Annotated in this window: 16 protein-coding genes; 6 read left to right on the top strand and 10 right to left on the bottom strand. The window is 65.2% G+C overall.

Annotated features, from left to right (window positions below):
• Window positions 1–46: 46 nt before the first annotated feature.
• The 4 genes from EN857_RS02275 to EN857_RS02260 all read right to left on the bottom strand — a co-directional run bounded on the left by EN857_RS02275 (window position 47) and on the right by EN857_RS02260 (window position 4,819).
• Window positions 47–2,167 (bottom strand): glycosyltransferase, encoded by a 2,121-nt coding sequence (locus EN857_RS02275; protein ID WP_135857917.1) that lies wholly within the window; start codon window positions 2,165–2,167, stop codon window positions 47–49.
• Window positions 2,164–2,814, bottom strand: coding sequence for a bifunctional DNA primase/polymerase (locus EN857_RS02270; RefSeq protein WP_127391358.1), 651 nt, complete (start codon window positions 2,812–2,814; stop codon window positions 2,164–2,166). Before EN857_RS02270 ends, EN857_RS02275 begins: the two co-directional genes overlap by 4 nt.
• Window positions 2,815–3,018: 204 nt before the next feature.
• The gene (locus EN857_RS02265; RefSeq protein WP_127283226.1) at window positions 3,019–3,948 is read right to left on the bottom strand and encodes a TIR domain-containing protein; all 930 of its coding nucleotides are present in this window, start codon (window positions 3,946–3,948) and stop codon (window positions 3,019–3,021) included.
• Window positions 3,949–4,039: 91 nt separating this feature from the next.
• On the bottom strand, window positions 4,040–4,819 hold the full coding sequence (locus tag EN857_RS02260; RefSeq protein ID WP_127391359.1) for a LuxR C-terminal-related transcriptional regulator: 780 nt from the start codon (window positions 4,817–4,819) through the stop codon (window positions 4,040–4,042).
• A gap of 110 nt (window positions 4,820–4,929) precedes the next feature.
• Between EN857_RS02260 and EN857_RS02255 the strand changes: the two genes are divergently transcribed.
• The 5 genes from EN857_RS02255 (at window position 4,930) to EN857_RS02235 (ending at window position 12,191) form a co-directional block, all read left to right on the top strand.
• On the top strand, window positions 4,930–7,071 hold the full coding sequence (locus tag EN857_RS02255) for a hydantoinase/oxoprolinase family protein (RefSeq protein ID WP_135857915.1): 2,142 nt from the start codon (window positions 4,930–4,932) through the stop codon (window positions 7,069–7,071).
• Window positions 7,072–7,085: 14 nt separating this feature from the next.
• Window positions 7,086–9,281 (top strand): hydantoinase B/oxoprolinase family protein, encoded by a 2,196-nt coding sequence (locus EN857_RS02250; RefSeq protein WP_127283218.1) that lies wholly within the window; start codon window positions 7,086–7,088, stop codon window positions 9,279–9,281.
• Window positions 9,282–9,286: 5 nt separating this feature from the next.
• Complete coding sequence (locus EN857_RS02245; protein ID WP_127391362.1) at window positions 9,287–9,793, top strand: acetone carboxylase subunit gamma; 507 nt, start codon at window positions 9,287–9,289, stop codon at window positions 9,791–9,793.
• Window positions 9,794–9,842: 49 nt separating this feature from the next.
• Window positions 9,843–10,670 carry an SDR family NAD(P)-dependent oxidoreductase gene (locus tag EN857_RS02240; protein WP_127391363.1) on the top strand — a complete coding sequence of 276 codons (828 nt, stop codon included), beginning with the start codon at window positions 9,843–9,845 and terminating at the stop codon, window positions 10,668–10,670.
• A gap of 252 nt (window positions 10,671–10,922) precedes the next feature.
• Window positions 10,923–12,191, top strand: a complete 1,269-nt coding sequence (locus EN857_RS02235; RefSeq protein WP_127391364.1) for an O-antigen ligase — start codon at window positions 10,923–10,925, stop codon at window positions 12,189–12,191.
• 24 nt (window positions 12,192–12,215) lie between these two features.
• Here the strand turns inward: EN857_RS02235 and EN857_RS02230 are convergent, their stop codons facing one another.
• The 3 genes from EN857_RS02230 to EN857_RS02220 all read right to left on the bottom strand — a co-directional run bounded on the left by EN857_RS02230 (window position 12,216) and on the right by EN857_RS02220 (window position 15,577).
• Window positions 12,216–13,301 carry an acyltransferase gene (locus EN857_RS02230; RefSeq protein WP_135857912.1) on the bottom strand — a complete coding sequence of 362 codons (1,086 nt, stop codon included), beginning with the start codon at window positions 13,299–13,301 and terminating at the stop codon, window positions 12,216–12,218.
• A 205-nt stretch (window positions 13,302–13,506) separates the two neighbouring features.
• Window positions 13,507–14,727 carry a polysaccharide biosynthesis/export family protein gene (locus EN857_RS02225; protein WP_127391470.1) on the bottom strand — a complete coding sequence of 407 codons (1,221 nt, stop codon included), beginning with the start codon at window positions 14,725–14,727 and terminating at the stop codon, window positions 13,507–13,509.
• Window positions 14,728–14,899: 172 nt separating this feature from the next.
• Entirely contained in the window at window positions 14,900–15,577 is a 678-nt protein-coding gene (locus tag EN857_RS02220) for a sugar transferase (protein WP_127283223.1), read from the bottom strand.
• Between the two features lie 607 nt (window positions 15,578–16,184).
• On the opposite strand from EN857_RS02220, the gene EN857_RS02215 reads away from it, so the two are divergent.
• Window positions 16,185–16,457 (top strand): exopolysaccharide production repressor exox, encoded by a 273-nt coding sequence (locus tag EN857_RS02215; RefSeq protein WP_127391471.1) that lies wholly within the window; start codon window positions 16,185–16,187, stop codon window positions 16,455–16,457.
• Between the two features lie 105 nt (window positions 16,458–16,562).
• Here the strand turns inward: EN857_RS02215 and EN857_RS02210 are convergent, their stop codons facing one another.
• The 3 genes from EN857_RS02210 to EN857_RS02200 all read right to left on the bottom strand — a co-directional run bounded on the left by EN857_RS02210 (window position 16,563) and on the right by EN857_RS02200 (window position 21,327).
• A complete protein-coding gene (locus EN857_RS02210; protein ID WP_127391472.1) occupies window positions 16,563–18,356 on the bottom strand; it encodes an ABC transporter ATP-binding protein in 1,794 nt (597 codons plus the stop codon).
• A 65-nt stretch (window positions 18,357–18,421) separates the two neighbouring features.
• A complete protein-coding gene (locus tag EN857_RS02205) occupies window positions 18,422–19,414 on the bottom strand; it encodes a serine kinase (RefSeq protein WP_245509001.1) in 993 nt (330 codons plus the stop codon).
• Complete coding sequence (locus tag EN857_RS02200; protein WP_127391464.1) at window positions 19,411–21,327, bottom strand: lasso peptide isopeptide bond-forming cyclase; 1,917 nt, start codon at window positions 21,325–21,327, stop codon at window positions 19,411–19,413. The genes EN857_RS02205 and EN857_RS02200 overlap by 4 nt, the downstream gene beginning before the upstream one ends.

The raw sequence follows: 21,327 nt of genomic DNA, 5'->3' as shown, positions 1-21,327 counted from the left end.
GATCATCGGCGGCTCATCGGGCGGGACGTTGAAGACGCTGTTGTCGTCATTGGCCGGCCCCGTCCGGTCCAAGGCCGTCGCGGACGGCCTCTCTTATGGCTTGGGGCCCGAATCGTGACCAGACGGTCGCATGCGCGCGAGCGCGCTGTCGGGCGAGGCGGGCCGGGTCGCTGCACAGGGCGATCGCCATCTCCGCCAGCCCCTCGTCCGACTCCGACAGCAGCACCTCTTCGTCCTCGATCAGATCGAGGCCCTCCACTGCCAGCGGCGTCGCCACCACCGGAACGCCGCAAGCCATCGCCTCAAGGATCTTGATGCGCGTGCCGCCGCCCGACGACAGCGGAACGATGCTGAGGTGAGCCCTGGCCAGGAGCGGCCTGGTGTCGCCCGGTTCCTCGACGAGCGAAACGCCGTCCAGCCCGGCGAGCGCCCGCACGGCCGGCTTGGGCGCACGGCCGGCAAGGACAACGCTCGCCGCCGGCAGCGCTTGCCGGATGCGCGGCAGGATGTTGCGCACCAGGCGCTCGGCGGCTTCGACATTCGGCCTGTATCCGAGATGGCCGACAAGCAGAACAACCGGAAACCCGTCTGCAAACGTGGGCTGCGCCGGCAACGCCGCCGGCATGGCCTCGGCCCGCGGAATGCCGTTCGGAACGACGTCGATCGGCGCCGTTCCGGAAGACAGCCTTTCACGGTCGAGACGAGAGCAGACCCAGATCCTGTCGACGATCCCGGCGGCCTTTCGCTCGAGGCGTTTGAGGCCGGGCGCGCTGACCCGCGAACCATCGGCCAGCTCCAATTGTCCGGCGAGATCCGATTCGACATTGTGCATGTCGAGGACGAGCTGCCCGGCCAGCGGTCGCAGCGGCCGAAGCAATCGGAACAGCGCAATGCCCTCGACGATGATGGTGTCGGGGCGGAACTCGCGAACGAGCGCCTTGAGGCGGGTGAGCGCCGGGCGCGGAATCCGGCCCTCGCCCCTGGCTCGCCGCCAGCCGAGCGCCGGAGCGCGCGGTTCGTCCGCATTCGTCAGCGCGGCCACGCTGATAGCGCTGGGGAGCGGCTGCGCATCATCGGCCCGTGGCTGGATCGAGACGAGGCGGACCGGTCCGAGTTCGGCCGCCGCCATGGCATTGTCGAAATTTCGCAGATCGGCGCCCGACACCGGCGGAAAGGCCGGTTCGTGGCAAACCACCAGGGTCCGCCTCGGTCTGCCGGATGCCGGAAGCGATGGCGCGGGGGGCCTTGCCGGGGCCAGCCGCGCCAGGCGGATGCGGGCGCGGTATTGCCATGCCTTCCGGGCTCGGCCCAACGCCTCGTGCGCGCGCACGGCCCGCATCATGCCGCCCGCGTCGGCAATCATCCTCTGCTTGATCAGCTGGCGCGCGATCCGCTGCGCGATCCAGGCCTTTCGCCACTGCAGCGCCTTCCGGTCGACGCCGTGAGCCGCGAGCCGGTTCAGCGCCAGCGCTACGGCAAGGAACGTCGCGCGCGGCGCCGTGATGAAGCGCCGCGCCATCCTGGTTTCATCGAGATGATAGAGGAGCACCGGCGCCGCGATGCTGATGACGTCGGCGCGCGCCAGAACGGCTGTCCAGAAGCACGTGTCCTCGTCGAGGCCGATCGCCTCCGGAAAGCGGATGCCGGCCGTCGCCGCTCGCGCCACCAGCGCGCTCCCCATGGCGATCGGCCACAGCTCGTTGCGGAGGTAGCGCCGGGTATTCTCGGTCCTGTCGCTGCCGTAGCCGTGCGGTGTCTTCATCTTGTCCGGTCGCCCAGCCGTGCGCCGGATGCTGGCCCCGACCGCGACGCCTGCTTTCGGATGGCGCTCGAACGCCTCACGCAGTTGCGTCAGGCCGCCCTCGATCACCTCGTCATCGGCGTCGAGGAAGAACAGGAACCGGCCGCATGCGCGCGCCATGCCGGCATTGCGCGCGGCGCCCGCCCCGCCGAAGCGCCCGGCTACGACCTCCAGCGGCAAGCCGTGCCGCACCGCGCTTTCGGCCGCGACAATCGCCGTCCGATCGTCGCAACCATCGTCGACGAGCAGGACCTCGCGGATCAGCGCGCCGTCGGGGGCAAGACTGCCCAGCGCGGCGTCGATCGTCGCGACGGCGTTCTTCGCCGGAATGACGACCGTGATATCAGCGGCTGCTTCCCTGCTCATTGCCGCTCGAAGAAGCCGCGCTTCAGCATGTGGTCGTAGTAGTGCTTGAACGGCGAGACCTGGCGCAGCGACAGGCTGGCAAGGCTCTCGATCAGCTGCGGCTCGACATCGAAGGGCGACTGGCCCTCCAGCCAGCTATAGGATGAGCCGTCCCTCAGCACGGAGGGGCTGGCGACGATATAGCCGCCAAGCGCCTTGAGGTGACCGATCCTGCGTAAGCCGCAATAGAGGCTCGACGACACCATCGGCTCGCGTGTCCGCAGATAGACATGGAAACCGCTCGGCGATCTTGCCACCGGTGTGCGGCTTGCCACGGCGTCATAGCGGCGCCGCCAGCTCAGGTAGGCGGCAATGTCGTCGAAATCCAGGATCAACAGATTGGCCAGGCCCGCAAGCAGGCCGACATTGCCGGAGAAGTCGCCAAACCAGCGTCCGACATCGTCGGCGCTTGGCGGTTTCTGCGACAGCTGAAAGCTTATCGAACAGAAGGCAAGCTCTTTCAGATCCTTGCGCTGGCTGGGCAGATGCAAGGGTTCATAGCCCATCGCCGCGAGGTCGAGATGCTTGCCGCCGGCACGAAGCGGCAGGCAGACATAGCCCTGCGTCAGCAGCCGGACTGCGTAGTCGGTCAGTATTCGGGGCTGCATCCGACAAATGTTCCGCGACCATGAAATTCCCTGCCCAATCTCTTTAGCCGAACAGCCCGTTCGTCAAGCATTGGCGCATTCGCTGCCGCCTGGCCCCTTTCCGCTTCCGGTCCCTTCACGCGATTGTGCAGGCATCTCGATCGGGCGCGACCGCGTTCAGTCCGCCGTCTATAGCTGTCGGGTGGACCGGGGGAGAACCCAACTTCAAATGTTCTTGATCGATTTCCAGTGGTTCAGGCGCTCGGCGATCAATTCCACGCGCCGCTGATTGTCGTTTCCGTCCAGGATGGTCAGGTCCTCCGGATCGGCGCGCAGATAGACGCCGGAGGTTCGTGCATTCACCTCCGAGTTGGTGTCCGAACGCGTTGTGAAGTACCCGGATGCGCGATCGGCGGACTCCAGCTTTATCTCGCCCGTCCCGTACAGCTGCGGCGCATTTGCGTCCAGCGGCCGTTCGCCGTTCCAATAGTAGAAGATGCCAGCAGACTCGCCCTTCTCCTTCGTCGCCTCGCTCCAGTATCTGGCTGACAGGCTGCCATTCTCCTGCCATGAGCGGCCGTTCAGCTCCAGCGCGCCATTGCGGTCCCGCGAAACTTTCAGCAGACTGACGGCGGAAGGCTCCCTCGCTGTGCGCTCCGTCAGGGAAAATTGCCACCAGAATCCCTCGATACGGGCGACCCGTCCTTCATTTTCGATGGCGTTACGCAGTTTTTGGTTGATCGCCCGCGTCTCCGCGGCGCTCGTTGCCTCGCCATAGCGGACCGACGTCAGGCCGAGCAGATCGCTGGGCAGCTTGGCGCCATTGGCATGCAGGATGAATGTCCGCCGCATCCCCAGCACCCCGCCGAACAGCCCAGCCTCGAACACCACATTGTCCCGCGGCGAAGCCTGGGCGGGAACAGTGGCGGTCGATTCCGGCTGGCCCGCGCTCGTCCAGTCGTCCTGAGCGAACACGAACGCGGCGAAGTCGACCTCGCGCGTCAGCTCGAGGAGGCGTCCCAGCGTTGTCGTTCCGGGATTGAAAACCGTCGTCCACGGCTCGACATGGGCGATGTCCTCGAGGCCGCGCGTCAGCGCCTGCAACAGCTTCTTCTGTTTCCCCGACGAACCGAGAAAGATACGAGGTTTGGCCATTCCGTTCCCTCCGGCGCAACGAACACTCCCCAAAGCGTAGGCGGATGACCTATCTCATTGCAACGACGGCAGTGCGATGCGGAGTTTGCCGCTATCTCTCTGTCGGGTGCTGGAAAAACTGCAGGAACAGCTCGCGCTCGGTGGTGATGTCGAGCTTCTCATAGATCCGCCGGCGATGGTTCTTGACGGTGCCGACGGTGATGCCGAGGCGCTCGGCGATGTTGGCGGTCGGATGCCCGGCCAGCACCAGCTGGACCAGCTCTCTTTCGCGCAGCGAAAGTTCCGGCCAGAGGCTCGCCGGGACAGTCGGTTTCTGCTGAGGCGAGGCACCGGGGCCTGTGGGGGTCGATGTTCGGGAAAACGCGCTGCCGCGCGCCTTGATGTCCAGCGCATGCAGTGCCTCGAACACCGGCAACCGCTCGACGAGCAGCGCGATCTCACTGTCCTTGAACGACGCGGTCGAGCGATCGAGGAAGATGCCGAGGCACCAGTCGCCGCCGTCGGACAGCATGATGCCGACCTCGTCGCAGATCTCCGACTGCGCCAGGAAACCGGCTATGTATTGCCCGCGCTTGGCCCTGTCGTCGGCGAAATGCTTCAGAGGCAGGATGCCCAGCCGGCGCTCCTGCCGCCAGGAGGCATAGAAGGGGTCGAAGATGTAGTAGCTGGCGAGATAGCGTCGCACCATCTCGTCCGAAAAGCGCCGATGCTTGACGAATTCGGGCGTCGTCGTCGCCGAATAGCGGGTGACCGTGACCAGGTCATGCGCGATGTCGGCGCCGATCAGGTCGATCAGGCAGTCGACATGCCGGTCCGTGCCGGTGGCGGCGATCGCCCTGGCCAGCGGCGCCCAGATAGTGCCCATGCGCATGCCCTTTTCTCGGCGAACCCGGCCCAAGCGTCATTGTGTCTTTAGGCATATGGCGCGATCGGGCCGATCGAATCTAGCCTGCGGTCATTCTCGGCAAGGGAAAGCGACCCGTGGACCAGATCACCACCAATCCCATCGTCATCGGCATCGACGCCGGCGGCACCATGACCGACACGATCCTTGTCGATCAGGACGGTCACTTCAAGATCGGCAAGTCGGCGACCACGCCGAAGAACGAGGCCGAGGGCTTCCTCGCCTCGGCAGAGGACGCGGCCGATGCCTGGGGCATCTCGCTGCAGGACCTGTTTTCGGGCGTCAACGTGGTGCTCTACTCCGGCACCGGCATGCTCAACACGCTGTTGTCGCGCACCGGCCGCAAGCTCGGCCTGATCACCACCAAAGGCCTCGAGGACATGATCCTGATGGGCCGCGGCCTGCAGGCCTGGGCGGACTATTCCTATGCCGACCGCCTGCATGCGGTCACCCATCACCATCCCGATCCGCTGGTGCCGCGCCGCCGCACCCATGGCGTGACCGAACGCATCGACCAGTTCGGCGACGTCATCCTGCCGCTCTACGAGCACGAGGTGCATGCGGCGGCCAAGAAGCTGATTGCCGACGAGGTCGAGGCGATCTGCATCATGACCGTCTTCTCGCACGTCAATCCGGCGCATGAGAAGCGCATCGCCGAAATCTGCCGCGAGGAAATCGCCGCCGCCGGCGCCGACATCCTCGTCTACACCAGTCACGAGGTGCGTCCGGTCGTCCGCGAGCAGTCGCGGTTGAACTCGGTGCTGATCGAGGCCTACGCCACCTCGCGCGGCCGTAGGCAGCTCAAGGGCATCGAGGACGTCTCCAAGAAATACGGCTTCAAATACGGCGTGCAGACGCTGCTCTCTTTCGGCGGCCTGACCTCGATCAACCATCCTCGCCTGCACGAGACCATGATCTCCGGGCCGATCGGCGGCATCCTGGGTGCTGCCTATGTCGGCAAGCTGATCGGCAACGACTCGCTGATCTGCTCGGACATGGGCGGCACCTCCTTCGACATGGGCGTCATCACGCGCGGCCAGACGCGGATCGAGAACGAGCCGCTGATGGACCGTTTCAAGCTCAACGTGCCGACGCTGCATCTTGATACGATCGGCGCCGGCGCCGGCATGATCCTCAAGGTCGATCCGCTCACCCGCAAGGTTTCGCTCGGACCGGAAAGCGCCGGCTCCGATCCCGGACCGATCTGCTTCGCCAAGGGCGGCACCGAGCCGACCATCGCCGACTGCGACGCCATTCTGGGCCGGTTGAACCCGCATTACTTCCTCGGCGGCAAGGTCGTGCTGCAGGTCGAGAAGGCGCGGGAGGCCTTTGAGGAGAAATGCGCGCGGGTGCTCGGCGTCGGCGTCGAGGAAGCCGCCGAAGGCATGATCGAGATGCTCGAGGCCGACGCCAACAACGCGCTGCGCCGCGTCATCTCCGGACAAGGCATCCATCCGTCGGAGTTCACGCTCTTGTCCTATGGCGGCTCCGGGCCGCTGCATCTTGCCGGCTGCTCCAGGGGCATCGGCTTCAAGGACATCCTCACCTTCCAGTTCGCCGCAGCCTTCTCGGCCTTCGGCTGCACCACCGCCGACTTCATGCGCCGCCATTCGGTGTCGACGCAGATCGACATCGGCGCGCGCGCCAGCGACGACGAGCTGCAGGCCTTCGGCGCCAAGGTCACGGCCGTCTGGAACGATCTGACCAGGGCGGCGGTCGACGAAATGGTTGCCGACGGCCATGCGCTGGACAAGGTCAGGACCGTGCCGTTCCTGATGATGCGCTACACCGGCCAGCTCGAGGATGTCGAGGTGATGGCGCCGCTGTCGGCAATCGCTTCGGCCGACGACATGCGCAGGGTCATCGCCGAGTTCGAGGCGGTCTACGCCAAGGTCAACCACCGCGTCTCGCGCTATGGCGAAGCCGGCTTCTCGATCACCGAGCTCGGGCTGATCGCCACCGCCGACAAGGTCAAACCGATGCTGGTCAAGCGGCCGCTCGGCAAGCCGGATCCGGCTTCTGCCCACAAGGGCGTGCGCGAAGCCTATATCGGCGGCCGCTGGCACAAGGCCAATCTCTACGAGATGGACCTGCTGCAGCCCGGCCACGAAGTCATCGGCCCGGCCATCATCGAACATCCGGCGACGACGCTCGTCGTCCACCCGCAGGACCGCGTCTTCGTCGATGAATGGACGCTGCTCCACTACTCCCACGCTTGAGAAGGCCGAACGCCATGCTGGACAAACCCGCCTCAGCGCTCCGCATCCGCGAGCGGCTGATCGAATCCGAAAGGCTGATGGAAGAGACCGGCTGCTATGACGGCATCACCGAGCTCGAGCTGCGCAACCAGGACCCGCTGAAGTTCGAGACGCTGCACACCAAGCTGCGCGCCTACTGCGTGTCGGCGCGCGAGATGGCCCGCCGCATCTCGGCCTCGCCCGGCGTGCGCGAAGTCGGCGAGATGGTCGTCGCCATCTACACGCCGGAAGGCGACGCGATCGCGCTCTCCAACGGCATCATGGTGCATGTGCACACGATGAGCCGCTTCATCAAATGGATGATCCGCAACGGCTACGAGGAGAACCCGCAGATCCGCGACGGCGACATCTTCGCCAACAACGACGCCTTCATCGGCACCGTCCAGGTGCCAGATGTGATGGACGTGGTGCCGATCTTCCATTCCGGCAAGCTCGTTGGCTGGGCCGGCGCCGTCTGCCACGAGCTCGAGGCCGGCGGCATCACCCCCGGCGGCGACGTGGCGCTGGCGCAGGAGCGCTTCACCGAAGGCCTGTTCGTCTGCGCCGAGAAGGTCGGCGAGAACGATGAGCTGCGCCGCGACTATGTCATCCGCTGCGAGCGCAACTTGCGCATGCCGATCTACTGGGTGCTGGACGAGAAGGCCAAGGTCGCCTCCTGCATCGACATGCGCGAGAGCGTCAAGGCGCTGATCGACGAGATCGGCCTCGACTACTGGATGCAGGTGTCGAAGGAATTCATCGAGGAGGGCCGCCGAGCCCAGCTCGCCCGCACCCGCCAGCTTACCGTGCCCGGCATCTATCGCGGCCACACCTTCTACGGCCACGTCACCGCCGGCAAGCCGGGCTACCAGCCGCTCGGCGATCCCGACTGGCTCTACAACATGCCGATCGAGATGGAGATCACCACCGACGGCAAGATCATCATGGACTTCGAGGGCACCCAGCCCTGGGGCTACCATTCGATGAACTGCACGCCGGCCGGCATGGATGGCGGCATGTTCGTGACCCTGACCCAGCACATGAATTTCGAGGGTCTTGTCAATGACGGCGCCTGGATGGCGACGGAGCTGAAGCTGCCGCACGGCACCTGGACCAATCCGGACAACGAGATGGTGGCGACCGCCACCTCCTGGGCGCTGCTGCTGCCCGCCTATGGCGTCTTCCAGCGGCTATTGTCGCGCTCCTTCATCGCCCGCGGCTTCGTCGAGGAGGCTTTCGTCGGCCAGGTCAACAGCCCGATGATCGAGATGGGCGGCCAGAGCCAGTACGGCACGCTGTTCGGCATGGCGCATTTCGAATGCGCCGCCGCCGGCTCCGGCGCACTTGCCATCAAGGACGGTCTCGACACCGCCTATGTCGGCTGGAACCCGGAATCCGACATGGGCAATATCGAGATCTGGGAACAGAACATGCCGATGCTCTATATCGGCCGCTCCATCGTTCCCAATTCCGGCGGCGCCGGCAAATATCGCGGCGGCTGTTCCTTCCTGTCGACCTGGCTGGTTTCGAAGACCGACCATTTGCGGCTGGTCACCTCCGAGCACTCCTCGCGCGTCTTCGACAATGGCGGCTTGTGCGGCGGCTATCCGGCGCCGACCTGCCAGAAACATCGCGCGGTGCGCGACACCAACATCTTCGAGCTTGCCGAAAAAGGCGCGCCGCTGGCGCACCACACCGGCACCAATCCGTATCGCTCGGAACTGGAGGTGCGGCTCGAAGGCCAGCATGTGACGATGGAAGGGCCATACATCACCGCGCCGCACAAGACCGGCGACGTCTTCACCCATTCCTACAATGGCGGCGGCGGTTACGGCGACGTGCTGGAGCGTGATCCGCTCAAGACCGCCTGGGACGTCGAGAACGGTTTTCTCACCAGGGAAGCGGCGGAAGGCATCTTCGGCATCGTGCTCGACGAGGACGGGGAGGGCTTCCCGGTCGCCAATATCGAGGCCACCAAGCGCCACCGCGCCGAGATGCGGGCCAAGCGGCTGGCGCGCGCCAAGCCCGTTTCCGAGTGGATGGCCAAGGAGCGCGAGCGGGTAAAGGCCGCCGATTTCGCGCCCGAGGTGAAGAAGATGTATGCCAGCGCGATCAAGCTTTCCGCGCGCTTCACCAGGGATTTTTCGACCTTCTGGGATGTCGATGCCCAATCGACCTTCGGCGTGGAGTAGGGGACATGACCTCATACAGCAAGGAAGTCATCGCCGATCTGGTAGCCGGCACGCTGCCCTGGCCGCAGACGCGTCGCATCATGAGCGCCTACAAGGACGACGACCGCTTCTTCAAGTATGTCGCGGTGCTGCAGGATCGCGTCGGCTGGAAGGATCCGATCCTGCTGCCGGTCGGCGACCACCTCTTCATCTGCCAGAGCGGTGGCGAGCGGGTGACGAAATGCGAATGCGGCCATTCCTTCGGCGACTACCGCCGGAACTGGAAGCTGAAGGCCGCGATCATCGTGCGCGACACAGAGGAGACGCTGCGCGAAATCTACCCGAACAGCGACCTGCCGGATCCCGAATGGATGGAGATCCGGGAATTCATCTGCCCCGAATGCGGTACCCTGCACGAGGTCGAGGCGGCGGCGCCCGGCTATCCGATCGTGCATGATTTCGAGCCGGACCTCGAAGGCTTCTATCGCGACTGGCTGGGCAAGCCGCTGGAGCCGTCAAGCAAGGGAGGTTGATGGCGATGGGCGGGGAGGTTATGCAGCCGTCTGATCCCGGAGGTGCTCGATGACCAATCTGTCCGGCCGCAGCGCGATCGTCACCGGCGGTTTTTCCGGCATGGGTTTCGCCATCGCCGCCGCGCTCGCCCAGGCCGGGGCAAGCGTCGCCGTCGGCTCTTACGTGGCCGCTCCAGATTCGGGCGGGACCGATGCCGCCTACTATCCCGGCGCCGAAGAGATAGAACGCGTCCGCTCGGCGCTGGCCGCGCATGGCACCAGGGTGCACGCCGCGCATCTCGATGTGCGCGACAGCGATCTCACCAACCGTTTCGTTGCCGAGGCGCAAGGCGCGCTCGGGCCGATCGATATCCTCGTCAACGCTGCCGGCACCACCGCCGAGCAGCCGGTCTGCGGTCATTCCGACGCGCTCTGGGACAAGATCGTCGACACCAACCTGACTGGCGCCTTCCGCGTCACTCGCGCCGTGCTGCCCGCCATGATCGAGCGCGGCTGGGGCCGCATCGTCAACATCGGTTCCACCGCCGCCACCGTCGGCTGGAAGGACAATCCCGCCTACTGCGCCTCCAAGGCCGGCCTGCTCGGCCTCACCCGGTGCGTCGCGCTGGAAGGCGCGCCGCACGGGGTCACCTGCGTCATGATCAGCCCCACCTGGGTCGAGACCGAGCTGATGCGCCGCAACGTCGCCCAGGTGGTGGCGCGCGAAGGCAAGGGCCGCAGCGTCGAGGAGGCGATGGACGAACTCAGGAAGGGCAATCCCCAGGGCCGCATGTTGCAGCCGCAGGAGATCGCCGCGCTCGCGGTGTTCCTGTGCTCGGACGCCGCCAGGGGCATCACCATGGAAAACATCCAGATCACCGGCGGCGCCTTGTGGTAGCGCCGGCGCGCGAGGGTGGCCGGCAGCGCCTCGACACGCGCCGTCGCCGCATTCGCGCCATGCGTTTGTGCCATATGGCTTGCAGGCGCTCATTTGCCCGCGACAACATTTGTCGTTGAGTGCCGCACGATAGGACGGTAAGTTATATTGCACTGCACAATGGAAGCCCGGATCGGGAATGCCCCGGGGCTTCGCACCGGCCTTTGACAGCCCGCTCCCGAGGGCTCAGCGAAAGAGATATCCGGTAGGGGTATGAAGATTCCAAAATCCTTGTTGATCGATCCGGACAGGAATGCCGTCTACGGCGCCTTTGCCGTTGCCATCTCGGTCATCGCCTTCGCCTATTCCACGAATTTCGGCAAGGTTCTCATCCTCGCCTATTATGCGGTCTGGCTGCCGCTGATCCTGGTCGACTACCGGCGGTTCCTGCGGCATCTCTCCGACGCCTGGCTGCCGCTGCTGTTCGCCGCCTATATCTGCTTCTCGGTGTTCTGGTCGCATGCGCCCGGCACAACGGCGCGGGCGGCGCTGCAGTATTTCTCGCACATATTGTGCGCCTATGTCGCCGCGCGCACGGTCAGTGTCCGCACGCTGGTGGTCGGCTCGCTGATCGGCATCTTCCTCGTGCTGCTCTATTCGCTGCGCGTCGGCGGCTACGCGCTCGACACCATCGACGGGACCACCAATTTCGTCGGCGCCTTCGGCTCCAAGAACCAGGTCGGCTTCTTCGCCTCGCTCGGCCTCTATTTCTGCTTTGTCTTTGCCATCTTCTACCGGCGCGGCTGGCAGAGCCTGGTGTGGACGGCGCCGATCGGCCTGCTGTCCCTCTATATGCTGGCGATCGCCCATTCCGCCACCTCGGTGGCGTCGCTGCCGGCGGCCGTCGGCGTCGTCCTGCTGCTCGGCGTGAGCAAGGTCCTGTCGCGCCGCTATCGGCGGGTGCTGTTCACGGTCGGCACCTGCGCGCTGGTCGGCGCGGTCATGGCTGCGCTCAATCTCGGCCTGCTCGACTTCGTGCTCGGCCTCTTCGGCAAGGACTCGACGCTTACCGGCCGCACCTATCTGTGGGAGCAGGGCTGGGAGGCCGCGCAGCAATTCCCGATTCTCGGCTATGGCTACGCCGCCTACTGGGTGCAGGGCTTCGCCGAGGCCGAGCGGCTGTGGGCCGAGTTCTACATCACCACCCGCACCGGCTTCCACTTCCACAACACCTATATCGAGACGCTGGTCGAGCTTGGCTTCGTCGGGGTGACGCTCATTGCCCTGGTCATCCTGCGGTCCTTCTGGGGACACGTTTCGTCGGTGATCTTCCGCGACTGGCGCGTCGATTCGGTCGTGCTTGCCGGCGCGGTGGGCCTGATGCTGCTCCGCTCCTTCTTCGAGGTCGAGATCCTCGGCCCGTATTTCACGGCCTCGTTCGTCGTCTATTACGGCCTGTTCAAGTTGCGCCCGGCGCCCGTGGCGGCGCGGCCGCACCGCACGCGCGTCGCTATCCAGGAAGCGAAGCCCGCAAGCGGCTGAGCGCCTGCTCTCGTTGAGAAAAACTCAGGCGATGGCGCGAGAGCGCTGGGTCAGCCGCTGCAGGAAGCGCCGTACCGGCTCGTCATAGATGCGTGTCGCGACGTCGGCGATGACGATCACGGCGCCCGCCATGGCGATGCCGAACCAGGGATGGTTGGCGAACGGATCGATGGAGGCGGCCTTGCCCGCTCCCGCGATGATCATCAGCATCGGCGTATGGATGATGTAGATCGGGTAGGAGATCCGCCCGAGCCAGCCAAACAGCTTCGCCAGGCCGGGCCGGGTGGGCGCCGCCGCCCCGACCGTCACCATGACCGGGAACAGCAGCACCACGCAGATCAGATCATAGCCAGCGCGCGCGCCGCCGCCGGCCGGCGCTATGGCGAAGATCACCAGCGTCAGAAGCAGCGCCATCTCGGCCCAGTAGCCGCTCTGCAGGAAGCCGGTGCCTCCCTGCGCCATCGACCGGCAGATGAGGACACCTAGGAAGAACGAGAAGGCGACGCGCGGCAGGCCGCTGGCGATGGTCGCGCCGGTCATGCCGAAATCGAGGGTGCCGGAAAACACCGCGGCGACGATCAACAGCGCGAGGCTGCCGGCGACGAGCGCCGAGAGCACACGCTTCGACAGGGCGAAGAACAGGAGCACATAGGCGATGTTCACCAGCAGTTCGAAGAACAGCGACCACGAGGCCGGATTGAGCGGGAAGATCGTGTGATAGGCGTTGCCGACCAGCGGGATGAACAGCATGCCCGTCGTCAGCATCATGGCGATGTCGGACATCGGCATGTAGTCGCCGGGCATCAGCGTGTTCTTGATCAGCAGGTAGAAGGCGCCGAGCAAGGTGCCGGCGAGGTAGAGCGGATAGAGCCGGATCAGCCGCACCAGCAGGAAGGATCCGAATCCCATCCCCGCCTCGATCTTCCGGTCATAGGCGTGGGCGATGACGAAACCGCTGAGCAGGAAGAACAGGTCGACCGCCAGGTAGCTCGACGGCAGCACCTTGCCGTCGGCGAGGAACGGCGAAAAGTGGTAGAGCATCACGCAGATCGCGGCCACACCGCGCAACGCGTCGAGATTGAGGTAGACGTGACGGGTTGCCGGCTGCATTCGTGGCCTTCATCAGCGGATCGCTCCGCGACTTCTTCAGCGGCTCTCCTGCGCCCGCCGGGCGGCACTCGATGCTGCCTTTTTCAACTCTTGCCGGCGCCCCACTCGTCCGGCCTGCCGAACACCTGAGCCGCGTCGCGCCTCAGGTGTTGTTCCTATGCATGTCGTTGTCCCAAAATCGCTGCGCGCTTTTGGGCGGCATGCATTACTGGCTGGTCATCGGCGCCAGCTTCACCTTGATCACGTCTCCAGGCAGCACCGGGGTCTCCTCGGTCGCCGCGATCTCGCTCGTCTTGCCGTCGACCACCCGAACCAGCACATACTGAAGCGCGGGCTGATCGCTGTTGGTCATGGCCGCCTGCGTCGCGGGGTCCGAGGCCACGGTCATCAGGCCCTTTTGCATGCCGACCCTGAGTTCTGCTTCCTTCAGGTCGGTTTCGACCTGCTGCCGGTCGGAAGCGAGGCTCGATCTCAGCGTGTTTTCGGCGTCGGTGGCGTCCTGCGTCGCCTTGCTCATCGACTGCTTGGCAGTGAGGATCGCCGTCTCGTAGTCCAGGATCTGCCCCTGCAGGTCGGCGATGGTCTGTTCCGAATTCAGCACCCGCGTCTGCACGACGAGGCCCTTCTGCGCCAGCGCGCCGACGCTGTCGAGTTGCTCCTTGGCGAGGTCCACCTGGCGTTGCTGGTTGACGATCTTCTTCTGCAGCGACTCGATCTCGTTCTGCAGAAGGTTCTTCAGATCGTCCAGCGCCTGCAGCTTCAGCTTGAGCTTCTTCTGGTCAGAGGTCAGCACCGCCATCTCGTCGGCGACGATCGTCGCCACCTTCGGATCGTCGGCGACTTCCTTCGGCGCCTCGAATGTCGTCTTGTCGGCGAGCTCGGCGTCGATGCGGGCGCGCCTGACGACGAGCCGAAGCCGCTGGTCGTCGTAGATGTCGAAATTGCCCTTGGCGGTGATCAGGTCGCGATCCTGCTGCGGGCCATTTTCCGCGTTGCGGCGGATGCCGCCGGCGACGCTGATCGCCTTCAATACGGTCAGTTCCGGCACGTACGGGAATTGCCCGGGGCTCTGCACCTCGCCAGAAATGTAGAACGGCCGGAACTGCACCATTTCCACCGAGGCTTCCGGCTTGTCGGAAAGCGCAAGCTTACGCTGCAGCGTCTCGCTGATCGCCGCGGCGATTTCGGCGGTGGTCTTGCCGACGGCCGGCAATTCTCCCGCGAACGGCACCGACAGCGTTCCTGCGGGGCCGACCGAATACTCTCCGTTGATGGCCGACCAGTCGCGGAAGGTGCCCTCCACGGTCTGCCATTCGGCGATGCGGATGTTGAGCTTGTCCTGCGGTCCAAGTTGGTAGTCGCCGGCGATCGCCGGGACGGCAAGCAGAAGCGCAAGGCCGGCGACAGCAAGCCGCGCCGGCATCATGGGGCGCGACAGACGGCTGTCGCGAAGGAGTCCGAATATGTCTGTTTTCAACTGAACGTTTCCGATCCGCTTGCCCCATCGCCCGATGAGCTTGCTGCCGGACGCTCGATCCGATGCGAAACGGCGTCCCAATCGAAGGTGCCGCGCTCCTTGCGGAGCCCGGCTTTGCGGCTCAGTAGCTGCCGCGTGACATCCATACTGCAGGCACTGTCTTGAAGATGATGCGAATGTCCTCGAACAGCGACCAGTTCTCGACATAGTGCCGATCGAAGGCAACGCGGCTGTCATAGGACACGTCGTTGCGGCCGCTGACCTGCCACAGCCCGGTAAGTCCCGGACGCGACTTCAAATAGTAGACCGCCGCGCTGCCATAGATCTCCAGTTCGTCGCGCACGACCGGGCGCGGTCCGACCAGGCTCATGTCGCCCTGCAGGATGTTGATAATCTGCGGCAGCTCGTCGAGGCTGAGCTTCCTCAGCACCTGGCCGACACGCGTGACGCGAGGGTCGTTCTTCAGCTTGCGCGTCGCGATCCATTCGGCGTTGGCCTCCGGATTGGCGGCAAGATGCGCGGCCAGCACCCGCTCGCCGTCCTGGACCATGGTGCGGAACTTGAGGCAGGGGAAGATGCGGCCGCCGCGGCCGATGCGCTTGTGGCCATAGAAGATAGTCCCGCCGTCGGACAGCTTCACGAGCATCGCGACCATCAGGAACAGCGGGCTGAGAAGCACCAGCCCGGCCAATGAGCCGACGATGTCGAAACTGCGCTTAAGCAGGCCGCCGATCGGTGGCGGAAAATCAATGCCGGCATGCGAGAAACCCGCATCGGCCGACTTGGCAATATCCCTCATGCCGCAACTCCATACGTTGAACGAATGGTTTACGGCACGATATCAAAAAAATGCTGCAGCGCAACACACAATTTCCCATCGCGATGAAATAGTCACGTCATGAATTGACTAAATAATAAACGTGCGCTGCCCAAAAATTCACCTTTATGGCACGTTTGTGACAAGATATGAGCAACACCAGGAAATGTAGTGCCTTTTTGAGGCCATTTTTGGGCGGATCGTTCCTTGTCGCAGAGGGGATCGCTTAAACTCACCTCCGAATCACTCGCATGGGCAAGTTATTCCAGTAAAATACTAATTAATATTGTAAATTCTACTGCAGCATAATCCGCTTTTCGCAATCGGCTGTGAAGCCTGCGTGTGCGACGCAGCATGGCAGAGTCGAAGCCGAAAACCCATTCGAAATTATTTGCCGTTGGCCTTGCCCGCGCGTCCCCGCCTTAATAGAGTCGCAAAATGTTCCTGTTAGAGTTTGGATAGGTTGGGAAGGCCGGAAGCAACCGGTCGAAAGCGAGCAGCAGGAATAGCTCGCGTGGCGCATGGGGAGATACTCGGGTGGGTAAGCCGTCACTTTTGCATGCTCGCGTCGGTTGATGGATCGACGGAGATGTCACTGCCAAAATTCATCTTCGGGATGCTGTTCGCCCTCGCGATCGTGATCTCGTGGTCCTATTTCGAAGGCGCCTCGCTCGGCACGATCGTGCTGCGCGCCGTGATCTGCGCCGCCATTATCCAGGCCGGCTATTTTGTGCTGGTCTTTCTCATGGTTGCCAGGAGCGTGCCGACCACGGCCGACAGGATGCGCGAGGCTGAAAGAAGCCTGGGCGCACCGAAGGCTGCCGAAGGGGAGAAGTTCAGCGCCAGGCGCAGCATCCGCTAGAACAATTTCAGGTAAATTGCGTAGCGAGTAGAGCGGGCCGGCGATTCTATGAAACGCTGAACCGCTCCAATGCGGCGTCCCGCAGCAACGGCCGACCGAGCGCCCTCAGCCGGCGTCGGCTACCTCTCGTTCCGCTTGCTCGCCCGACAGCATCCTGGACAGCCGGCTGCCGGATTTCGCCTTCAAGCGCTGATACTGCCCGACCTCGACGATGTGGCCGTTCTCGATGGCCACGACCCAATCGGCGAAAGCGATCATCGAAGGCCGGTGCGCAATGGTCAGGATCGTCATCGTGCCGCGCAGCCCGTCGATCGATTTGGCGATCAGCGATTGATTCTGCCAGTCGAGGGCGCTGGTCGCCTCGTCGAGGATGAGCAGTGACGGCTTGCGCAGCAATGCCCGCGCCAGCGCGATCCGCTGGCGCTCGCCGCCGGAGAGCCGGATGCCGCGGTCGCCGACCACGGTGTCCAGGCGCTGCTCCAGCCGCTCGACGAAATCGGCGGCATGCGCCGAGCGCAGCGCCGTCCACAGCTCCGCGTCGCTGGCTTGCGGCGCGGCGAGCCGGAGGTTCGCCGCGATCGTATCGTGCAGCAGGAACACGTCCTGCGGCACATAGGCCACCTGGTCGCGCCAAAGCCTGCGGTTTCCGGGCCCGATCTCGACACCGTCGGCGAGGATCTTGCCTTGCGACGGTTCGAGCAGGCCAAGCAGCATGTCGGCGATCGTACTCTTGCCCGACCCAGAGGGGCCGATCAGCGCGGTGACCTTGCCGGCGGGAAGGCCGAAGGTGATGCCGCTGACGACCGCCTTGCCCTCCACGGCATCGGCAAGGCCGCCATAGGCGAGCGAGACATCGCGTATGTTGAGCCCGACATCGAGGCTGAGCCTCGCGCCTTGCGTGCTCTGGCTTCCCGCCGGCTCGCGCTCGGCGTCGAAGCGCGTCTGCAGGCCTTGCATCGAGGCGTAGGCCGGCAGGTTGATCAGCAGCTGCTGCGCCTGCGTCTGCATGTCCATGAAGCGCGGGGCGATGCGCATGAAGACCAGCAGCAGCACGACGATCTCGGCCAGCGAGAGGTGGAAGCGGGTGAGCGCGATGTAGATGAACAGGCTGAGGCCGATGACGCTCGCCACCTGGAACAAAGCGGTGCCGATCGTGCTGTTGCGCACATAGTTGAGGTTGTCGGCCTTCATCTTCTCCAGCGTCGCGCGCAGCTGCGCGAAGTAGCTCGCCTCGACATTCAGGCTCTTGGCCACCTTGATGCCGCCGAGGAACTCCGAGACCGTGCGGTACTGGTCCTGGCGATTGGCCGTGAGCACGCGGCCATAGGCCGTCGCGCGCGAGCGGAAGGGCCGCAACGCAACGAACATCAGCACGCCGATGACGATGGCGAACGAGGTCATCACCGGCGATATGAACAGCGACACCACCAGATAACCGGCCAGCAGCACGGCGGTCTGCGCCAGCATCAGCAGCGAGAAGGCGGCGGCCTGCACGCGGTCGATGTCGCCGGTCAGCGCGTGGTCGAGATCGGAGCTGCGCGTGCGCGCGAAGATGCCCCAGCGCGCCCTGCCGATGGCCTCGAACAGATCCATGCGCAGTCGGTTGACGAAGTCGTAGAGCAGCCGCGCCATGTAAACGGACTTGAAGCGGTTGAAGCCCGCCTGCAGCGCGACGAGGCCGACGAGCAGGCAAAGCACCGTCGCCAGCCCAAGCGTCCCGCCAGGCGCCAGCCAGTGCAGCAACGCATTGTCGGGCAGCCTGATGGCGAAATCCTGGTCGGATTTGCCGATCAGATGCAGCAACGGGATGAGCAGCAGGATCGAGACGCCTTCGGTCAGGCTGCCGAGGACGAGGAAGGCGAGCGCGATCCATGTCCGACGCCCGCCGATGCCGGCCATGACGGCGCCGAAGCCGGCGATATCCCGAAACAGCGACAGGCGAAGGATCGAAGCCACGGCGCGCCTCACCGGGACCCGTCGCCGACCGCCAGGTCGCGCTCGATCAGGGCGACGGCCTCGCCGATGCGCTCCAACCCGGTCGGCACTTCGAGGCGGTATACGCCGATCTGGCTGGCGAGCGCCGCGCATTGGCGCAGATGCGTGGCGGCGAAGTCGCCGACCAGCGCCGCGCGGCCGAAGCGCGTCACGTAGGAGAATTTGATGATCGCCGACAGGGCGCCTGGCCCGGGCAGGCGCGAGGCCGCGGCCTTGTCGCCGCGCTGCAGGATGTAGATCCGCGTTGCCAAAACCGCGTCGCCGGCAAATCCGCCATGCAGGCGATGCTGCGCCTTGTCGATCGCCGGATGCGCTTGCGGACGCACTTCCGCTTGCCGGATCGGGATGGCGGCGGCGGCATCGGCGGCGAGCTTCAGCTGCGGAAAGCCGGGAACGATCACCGGTTCGTCCGGCCTGGACAGGTCCAGCGCCACGACATCGTCAGTCAGCAGCCCGTGTCCGGCGCTGATCATGGCGCCGGCGGTGGTCGACTTGCCGGCGCCCTTGTCGCCCATGAAGATCGCGCTGCTGCCGCCGACGGCGATCGCGCTGGCGTGCAGCACGAGCAGGCCGCGCTGATGCAGCAGCAGCGCCATGACCGGTCCCAGCAGCGGGAAGGCGATCAGCTGGTCGTCAATGCCGGGCGCCGGCTCGATGTCGATGCGGCGGGCATCGCTGACCAGGAAGGCGCCAACCGCGTCCCAGGCCAGATACTGGCGCGAAGGCTCGAAGCGGAAGGCGGTTCCGGCCTCGGAGCGGGGTTTTGGATAGTCGATCGGGCCGACCGCGATCACCACGTCGGCGGCTGCCGGCGCCGTTGCCTCCAGCTCGGGCAAGGCCACCTCCGAACTGATCGTCAGCCCATAGGCGCGGTAGAAGCGGCGCTCCCGGCTGCTCTCGGCCGCCGGCCGGGCCGGGTCCTGTCGAAGATCGGGCGCAAGCGAACCGTTGAACGACATCATGCGTGGCTCCCGCCGAGTTTGACCTGACGCAGCCAGAGCGACAGCGAGGTCGAGCGCCAGACATATTGCACGTCCAGCGGCTCCGCCTCGTCCGGCCGCCGCAGGATGCGGGCATAGGCGGCGGTCACCTCCGGCAGATTGACATAGGGCGCGATCAGGCCGGCGTCCGACACCAGCACCCTGTCCAGCAGGTCGCGGTGGTTGCCGACCATGCCCTTGACCAGGTTGGCCGTGAAATCGATCTTGTCGCGTCGCCACTGCACAGCGGGCGGCAGGATGCCGTCCATGGCGCGGCGCAGCACGTAGCGGCCAAAGCCCCGGTTCAGCTTCTCCTCGCCCGGCAGCGCCAGGCAGAACTCGACCAGCGGCTTGTCCCAGAACGGATAGCGCGGCTCGACGCCGAAATTGGCGGCCGCCTTGTCGAGCACCTCGAAGGCGTGCGGCACCAGTCCCGTCGACAGGATCCAGCGATGCGTCAGCGCCTCGCTGGCGCTGACGCTGGACGGCATGTAGCCGGCCCTGTGGAACCGCGCGGCAAGCTCGGTGCGCCGCGCAAGCTCCGGATTGACCAGGCCGCCCCAGCCGCGCGGCGCCGGCGCCGGCCCGCGCCGCAGCCTGCCGACGATACGCTTGGCCATCCCGCGCAGTTTGGCGATCCGCCAGGCTGGTCCGTAGACGGTCAGGAATTTGAAGTACATGCCGAGCATGCCGTCGCCATAGGTGTTGGAGGCGCCGCGCAATTCGCGCCACAGCTCCATCCACCTGCCGGCTATGGCCAGTTCGTGCAGAAGGCCGTGGCCCTGCGACACCACCTCGTCGCCGCCATGACCGTCGAGCAGCACTTTCATGCCCTTCGCGCCCGCGGTCCGGTAGATGCTGCGGGTCAGCGACAGGCCGGGCGCCAGGAAGGTGCCTTCCTGCTCCTCCAGGATGCGTTCGAACTCGGCGAACGGCGCATAGTTGCCCACGGGCATCAACGTGCCGTCGAGGCTCGGCTTGCCAAGCACCGCGTCGATGAAGGGCTTTTCGTCCATCGAGGATCCCTTCTCGAAGATCAGCGAGAAGGTCGGCAGTTTCGGCTTTCTCCGCGCCGTATTCTCCAGCCCGGCCACGCAGGCGATCGAGGAGGAATCGAGGCCGCCGCTCAGCATCGCGCCAACCGCATCGGTGCCGCGCATGCGGTTGCGGACGGATTGCGAAAACAGGTGCCGGAATTCTTCGGCGGCATCCGATCGAAGCGGCCGTCGCGACGGCTCGATCTGCCAGTAGCGGCGCAGCGCCACCTGGCTGTCCGTCACCGTCAGGCTGTGGCGGGCCGGCAAGCGGAAGATGTCGGTGTAAGCCGTGGATTGCGGATCATCCGGCAGCCCTGCGAGAAAGCCGGAAATCTGGTGCTCGCTGAGGCGGCTGCCGACCTCATCGAGGCCGAGGAGCGGTCCGATCTCCGACGCGAAGGCAAACCGCCGGTCGCTCGCATGATAGTAGAAGGGTTTGACCCCGAAATGGTCGCGAGCGCAAAACAGCGCCTGGCGTTCGCTGTCCCAGATGGCGAAGGCGAAGTCGCCTTGCAGATAGGTGGGGCAGGCCTCGCCCCAGTTGAGATAGGCGCGCATCACCAGCGTGGCGTCGGCGACCGACCTGTCCCGGATACCGAGCCTGGCCAGCAATTCGTCGCGGTTGTCCAGCCGGCAGTCGGCGGTGATCGCCAGCCTGCCGCCGGCCATCGTCAGCGGGCCCGGTCCTCCCTCGCCCGTCGTGTTCAGCCAGGCGTGGCCAAGCGTGATAATCGTGTCGGACCACCACGACGCGCCGTCGCGGGCGCGGTGCCGCATGCGCGCCAGCATCTGCTGGATGTCGGCCGCGGTGGCGGGCTTGCCATTGCGCCTGGACAGGATTCCGGCCACGCCGCTCAT

The organism is Mesorhizobium sp. M4B.F.Ca.ET.214.01.1.1, assembly GCF_004791545.1.
Taxonomy (GTDB): Bacteria; Pseudomonadota; Alphaproteobacteria; order Rhizobiales; family Rhizobiaceae; genus Mesorhizobium; species Mesorhizobium abyssinicae.
Note: the sequence above shows the minus strand (reverse complement) of the source record. Positions and strands in the feature narration are given on the sequence as shown.

Bases quoted from the DNA above. Each gene is read 5' to 3' on its own strand.
- EN857_RS02275 (WP_135857917.1), bottom strand. From the start codon at position 2,167: ATGAGCAGGGAAGCAGCCGCTGATATCACGGTCGTCATTCCGGCGAAG.
- EN857_RS02270 (WP_127391358.1), bottom strand. From the start codon at position 2,814: ATGCAGCCCCGAATACTGACCGACTACGCAGTCCGGCTGCTGACGCAG.
- EN857_RS02265 (WP_127283226.1), bottom strand. From the start codon at position 3,948: ATGGCCAAACCTCGTATCTTTCTCGGTTCGTCGGGGAAACAGAAGAAG.
- EN857_RS02260 (WP_127391359.1), bottom strand. From the start codon at position 4,819: ATGCGCATGGGCACTATCTGGGCGCCGCTGGCCAGGGCGATCGCCGCC.
- EN857_RS02250 (WP_127283218.1), top strand. From the start codon at position 7,086: ATGCTGGACAAACCCGCCTCAGCGCTCCGCATCCGCGAGCGGCTGATC.
- EN857_RS02245 (WP_127391362.1), top strand. From the start codon at position 9,287: ATGACCTCATACAGCAAGGAAGTCATCGCCGATCTGGTAGCCGGCACG.
- EN857_RS02240 (WP_127391363.1), top strand. From the start codon at position 9,843: ATGACCAATCTGTCCGGCCGCAGCGCGATCGTCACCGGCGGTTTTTCC.
- EN857_RS02235 (WP_127391364.1), top strand. From the start codon at position 10,923: ATGAAGATTCCAAAATCCTTGTTGATCGATCCGGACAGGAATGCCGTC.
- EN857_RS02230 (WP_135857912.1), bottom strand. From the start codon at position 13,301: ATGCAGCCGGCAACCCGTCACGTCTACCTCAATCTCGACGCGTTGCGC.
- EN857_RS02225 (WP_127391470.1), bottom strand. From the start codon at position 14,727: ATGATGCCGGCGCGGCTTGCTGTCGCCGGCCTTGCGCTTCTGCTTGCC.
- EN857_RS02220 (WP_127283223.1), bottom strand. From the start codon at position 15,577: ATGAGGGATATTGCCAAGTCGGCCGATGCGGGTTTCTCGCATGCCGGC.
- EN857_RS02215 (WP_127391471.1), top strand. From the start codon at position 16,185: ATGTCACTGCCAAAATTCATCTTCGGGATGCTGTTCGCCCTCGCGATC.
- EN857_RS02210 (WP_127391472.1), bottom strand. From the start codon at position 18,356: ATGGCCGGCATCGGCGGGCGTCGGACATGGATCGCGCTCGCCTTCCTC.
- EN857_RS02205 (WP_245509001.1), bottom strand. From the start codon at position 19,414: ATGATGTCGTTCAACGGTTCGCTTGCGCCCGATCTTCGACAGGACCCG.
- EN857_RS02200 (WP_127391464.1), bottom strand. From the start codon at position 21,327: ATGAGCGGCGTGGCCGGAATCCTGTCCAGGCGCAATGGCAAGCCCGCC.